Annotated in this window: 3 rRNA genes; all 3 read left to right on the top strand. The window is 54.6% G+C overall.

The features are described 5' to 3' along the window. Window positions 1–254: 254 nt before the first annotated feature. The 3 genes from J2X55_RS17340 to rrf all read left to right on the top strand — a co-directional run bounded on the left by J2X55_RS17340 (window position 255) and on the right by rrf (window position 5,532). Window positions 255–1,776: ribosomal RNA gene (locus J2X55_RS17340) — 16S ribosomal RNA — on the top strand. 426 nt (window positions 1,777–2,202) lie between these two features. After that, window positions 2,203–5,313 (top strand): 23S ribosomal RNA (locus tag J2X55_RS17335). A gap of 102 nt (window positions 5,314–5,415) precedes the next feature. Beyond that, window positions 5,416–5,532: ribosomal RNA gene (gene rrf, locus J2X55_RS17330) — 5S ribosomal RNA — on the top strand. Together the 16S, 23S and 5S rRNA genes form the textbook arrangement of a ribosomal RNA operon. The last annotated feature ends 58 nt before the right edge of the window (window positions 5,533–5,590 follow it).

Below are 5,590 nucleotides of genomic sequence, written 5' to 3'. Positions count from 1 at the left end.
AGTGAACTGCCTCACGGGTAGGTCGAGAGATCGTTTCTGTGGGTGCGTCCGTTCCTTGAGAACTCAACAGCGTGCACTTGTCAAATGCCAATTTATTCCTCGTCGGGCCTTTTTGGTCTGGTGAGAATTCCTTTGGATCAAAGTCCAACCCTTTTGGGGGTTGGCGTGAAATTTCGTCAGTTTTGATGTTGTTTCTTTGGTCAGTTTCAAACTCGCTGCGGCCCCGTTTTCCCGGTGGTTGTATGCATTTCTTTTTTACGGAGAGTTTGATCCTGGCTCAGGATGAACGCTGGCGGCGTGCTTAACACATGCAAGTCGAACGGTGAAGCCAAGCTTGCTTGGTGGATCAGTGGCGAACGGGTGAGTAACACGTGAGCAACCTGCCCTGGACTCTGGGATAAGCGCTGGAAACGGCGTCTAATACTGGATATGAGACGTGATCGCATGGTCGTGTTTGGAAAGATTTTTCGGTCTGGGATGGGCTCGCGGCCTATCAGCTTGTTGGTGAGGTAATGGCTCACCAAGGCGTCGACGGGTAGCCGGCCTGAGAGGGTGACCGGCCACACTGGGACTGAGACACGGCCCAGACTCCTACGGGAGGCAGCAGTGGGGAATATTGCACAATGGGCGAAAGCCTGATGCAGCAACGCCGCGTGAGGGATGACGGCCTTCGGGTTGTAAACCTCTTTTAGCAGGGAAGAAGCGAAAGTGACGGTACCTGCAGAAAAAGCGCCGGCTAACTACGTGCCAGCAGCCGCGGTAATACGTAGGGCGCAAGCGTTATCCGGAATTATTGGGCGTAAAGAGCTCGTAGGCGGTTTGTCGCGTCTGCTGTGAAATCCCGAGGCTCAACCTCGGGCCTGCAGTGGGTACGGGCAGACTAGAGTGCGGTAGGGGAGATTGGAATTCCTGGTGTAGCGGTGGAATGCGCAGATATCAGGAGGAACACCGATGGCGAAGGCAGATCTCTGGGCCGTAACTGACGCTGAGGAGCGAAAGGGTGGGGAGCAAACAGGCTTAGATACCCTGGTAGTCCACCCCGTAAACGTTGGGAACTAGTTGTGGGGACCATTCCACGGTTTCCGTGACGCAGCTAACGCATTAAGTTCCCCGCCTGGGGAGTACGGCCGCAAGGCTAAAACTCAAAGGAATTGACGGGGACCCGCACAAGCGGCGGAGCATGCGGATTAATTCGATGCAACGCGAAGAACCTTACCAAGGCTTGACATATACGAGAACGGGCCAGAAATGGTCAACTCTTTGGACACTCGTAAACAGGTGGTGCATGGTTGTCGTCAGCTCGTGTCGTGAGATGTTGGGTTAAGTCCCGCAACGAGCGCAACCCTCGTTCTATGTTGCCAGCACGTAATGGTGGGAACTCATGGGATACTGCCGGGGTCAACTCGGAGGAAGGTGGGGATGACGTCAAATCATCATGCCCCTTATGTCTTGGGCTTCACGCATGCTACAATGGCCGGTACAAAGGGCTGCAATACCGTGAGGTGGAGCGAATCCCAAAAAGCCGGTCCCAGTTCGGATTGAGGTCTGCAACTCGACCTCATGAAGTCGGAGTCGCTAGTAATCGCAGATCAGCAACGCTGCGGTGAATACGTTCCCGGGTCTTGTACACACCGCCCGTCAAGTCATGAAAGTCGGTAACACCTGAAGCCGGTGGCCCAACCCTTGTGGAGGGAGCCGTCGAAGGTGGGATCGGTAATTAGGACTAAGTCGTAACAAGGTAGCCGTACCGGAAGGTGCGGCTGGATCACCTCCTTTCTAAGGAGCATCTGGCACTCCAGCTTTCGGGTTGGGTGTCCAGGCGCCAGTTCGGGACCGAATGTGTCTCGCTGGTTAGCTCATGGGTGGAACATTTGATGGGGCCTCATTTTGTGGGGGTTTCTGCTGAGTACGTCACTTCGGTGGTGGGAAAGGTGGGGGCTCACTCGGGTGGGGCATGCACGCTGTTGGGTCCTGAGGGGCCGGGCGCTGATCGCGCTAGTCGTATGGCTGGTGGTGGTTGGTGGCTGTTCCTCGAGGGCCTTTTCCTGCTGTCACGGTTGTGGCGTGTGGGGGAGGGTACCGCCCGTACTTTGAGAACTACACAGTGGACGCGAGCATCTTCCATGCAACTCTTTGTGGGTTGTGTGGTGAAGATGATCTTAAAGATCATTAGTCAATTTTTTGACGATTCAACTCATGTGATTTCAAGTCTTTAAGAGCAAACGGTGGATGCCTTGGCATCTGGAGCCGAAGAAGGACGTAGCAATCTGCGATAAGCCTCGGGGAACTGATAAGCGAGTTTTGATCCGAGGATGTCCGAATGGGGAAACCCCGCCAGGGCGCGTGCGTACCTGGTGACTCCCGCCTGAATATATAGGGCGGGTAGAGGGAACGTGGGGAAGTGAAACATCTCAGTACCCACAGGAAGAGAAAGCAAAAGCGATTCCGTAAGTAGTGGCGAGCGAAACCGGAAGAGGCTAAACCTAGCGTGTGTGATAGCCGGCAGGCGTTGCATGTTGGGGGTTGCGGGACTTTTCTGATTGTTCTGCCGAATGATCGACGTGACAAGAGGGTATAGACGAACGGTTTTGAATGGCCGGTCATAGAGGGTGTGAACCCCGTAGTCGAAATGCTTGTTCTTGGCGTGAAGAGTATCCCAAGTAGCACGGGGCCCGAGAAATCCCGTGTGAATCTGTCAGGACCACCTGATAAGCCTAAATACTCCCAGATGACCGATAGCGGACAAGTACCGTGAGGGAAAGGTGAAAAGTACCCCGGGAGGGGAGTGAAATAGTACCTGAAACCGTTTGCTTACAAACCGTTGGAGCCTCCTTAGTAGGGGTGACAGCGTGCCTTTTGAAGAATGAGCCTGCGAGTTAGCGATACGTGGCGAGGTTAACCCGAGTGGGGTAGCCGTAGCGAAAGCGAGTCTGAATAGGGCGATTCAGTCGCGTGTCCTAGACCCGAAGCGAAGTGATCTATCCATGGCCAGGTTGAAGCGACGGTAAGACGTCGTGGAGGACCGAACCCACTTAGGTTGAAAACTGAGGGGATGAGCTGTGGATAGGGGTGAAAGGCCAATCAAACTTCGTGATAGCTGGTTCTCTCCGAAATGCATTTAGGTGCAGCGTTGCGTGTTTCTTGCCGGAGGTAGAGCTACTGGATGGCCGATGGGCCCTACAAGGTTACTGACGTCAGCCAAACTCCGAATGCCGGTAAGTGAGAGCGCAGCAGTGAGACTGTGGGGGATAAGCTTCATAGTCGAGAGGGAAACAACCCAGACCACCAACTAAGGTCCCTAAGCGCGTGCTAAGTGGGAAAGGATGTGGAGTTGCTTTGACAACCAGGAGGTTGGCTTAGAAGCAGCCACCCTTGAAAGAGTGCGTAATAGCTCACTGGTCAAGTGATTCCGCGCCGACAATGTAACGGGGCTCAAGCACGCCACCGAAGTTGTGGCATTGACATTTTTGGTAGGCCTTCGTGGTCCAGCCGTGTTGATGGGTAGGAGAGCGTCGTGTGGCGAGTGAAGCGGCGGGGTGACCCAGCCGTGGACGCTACACGAGTGAGAATGCAGGCATGAGTAGCGAAAGACGTGTGAGAAACACGTCCTCCGAAAGACCAAGGGTTCCAGGGTCAAGCTAATCTTCCCTGGGTAAGTCGGGACCTAAGGCGAGGCCGACAGGCGTAGTCGATGGACAACGGGTTGATATTCCCGTACCGGCGAAGAACCGCCCCAGTCAATCCAGTGGTGCTAAGAGTCCTAGCTCACGCTTTAGCTGATCCCTTCGGGGTGAGGCGGGTGTGTGTGAACGCTCGACCCCATGCTGGTGCGGCTAGCGTATTAACAGGTGTGACGCAGGAAGGTAGCCCAAGCCAGGCGATGGTTGTCCTGGTGCAAGTGCGTAGGCCGACTCTTAGGCAAATCCGGGAGTCATGAGGCTGAGACACGATGCGGATAAAAAGTGGGTGATCCTATGCTGCCAAGAAAAGCATCGACGCGAGGTTCTAGCTGCCCGTACCCCAAACCGACTCAGGTGGTCAGGTAGAGAATACCAAGGAGATCGAGAGAATCGTGGTTAAGGAACTCGGCAAAATGCCCCCGTAACTTCGGGAGAAGGGGGGCCATCCACTTATTAGGACTTGCTCCGAAAGGGTGTGGTGGCCGCAGAGACTAGTGGGTAGCGACTGTTTACTAAAAACACAGGTCCGTGCCAAGTCGCAAGACGATGTATACGGACTGACGCCTGCCCGGTGCTGGAAGGTTAAGAGGACCGGTTAGCCGCAAGGCGAAGCTGAGAATTTAAGCCCCAGTAAACGGCGGTGGTAACTATAACCATCCTAAGGTAGCGAAATTCCTTGTCGGGTAAGTTCCGACCTGCACGAATGGCGTAACGACTTCCCAACTGTCTCAACCGCGAACTCGGCGAAATTGCATTACGAGTAAAGATGCTCGTTACGCGCAGCAGGACGGAAAGACCCCGTGACCTTTACTACAGCTTGGTATTGGTGTTCGGTGTGGCTTGTGTAGGATAGGTGGGAGACGGTGAAGCATTCACGCCAGTGAGTGTGGAGTCATTGTTGAAATACCACTCTGGTCACTCTGGATATCTAACTTAGGACCGTGATCCGGTTCAGGGACAGTGCCTGGTGGGTAGTTTAACTGGGGCGGTTGCCTCCCAAAATGTAACGGAGGCGCCCAAAGGTTCCCTCAACCTGGTTGGCAATCAGGTGGCGAGTGTAAGTGCACAAGGGAGCTTGACTGTGAGACTGACAGGTCGAGCAGGGACGAAAGTCGGGACTAGTGATCCGGCAGTGGCTTGTGGAAGCGCTGTCGCTCAACGGATAAAAGGTACCTCGGGGATAACAGGCTGATCTTGCCCAAGAGTCCATATCGACGGCATGGTTTGGCACCTCGATGTCGGCTCGTCGCATCCTGGGGCTGGAGTAGGTCCCAAGGGTTGGGCTGTTCGCCCATTAAAGCGGTACGCGAGCTGGGTTTAGAACGTCGTGAGACAGTTCGGTCCCTATCCGCTGCGCGCGTAGGAAGTTTGAGAGGATCTGACCCTAGTACGAGAGGACCGGGTTGGACGAACCTCTGGTGTGTCAGTTGTTCCGCCAGGAGCACCGCTGATTAGCTACGTTCGGGATGGATAACCGCTGAAAGCATCTAAGCGGGAAGCCGGCCTCAAGATGAGACTTCCATACCATTTATGGTGAGAGGCTCCCAGCCAGACTACTGGGTTGATAGGCCGGATGTGGAAGCGTAGTAATACGTGAAGCTGACCGGTACTAATAAGCCGATGACTTGATAACACACCTGTTTTTGGTGCTTGCGTCCACTGAGTGGTTCTCGATGTACGGTCGGGAACACAACAATGATGAAGTCGTTGTTGGTTTTTGAAACATCAATAGTGTTTCGGCGGCCATAGCGAGAGGGAAACGCCCGGTTACATTCCGAACCCGGAAGCTAAGCCTCTCAGCGCCGATGGTACTGCAGGGGGGACCCTGTGGGAGAGTAGGACACCGCCGGACTTCTTTTAGTCGAAATGGCCACCCAAAGCTGGGTGGCCATTTCGCATTTACGGGCACA

The sequence above is a fragment of the Microbacterium sp. 1154 genome, assembly GCF_031455375.1.
In the GTDB taxonomy this organism is placed as follows: Bacteria; Actinomycetota; Actinomycetes; order Actinomycetales; family Microbacteriaceae; genus Microbacterium.
The sequence above is the reverse complement of the archived record's forward strand: the minus strand, read 5'-3'. Positions and strand labels throughout refer to the sequence as shown.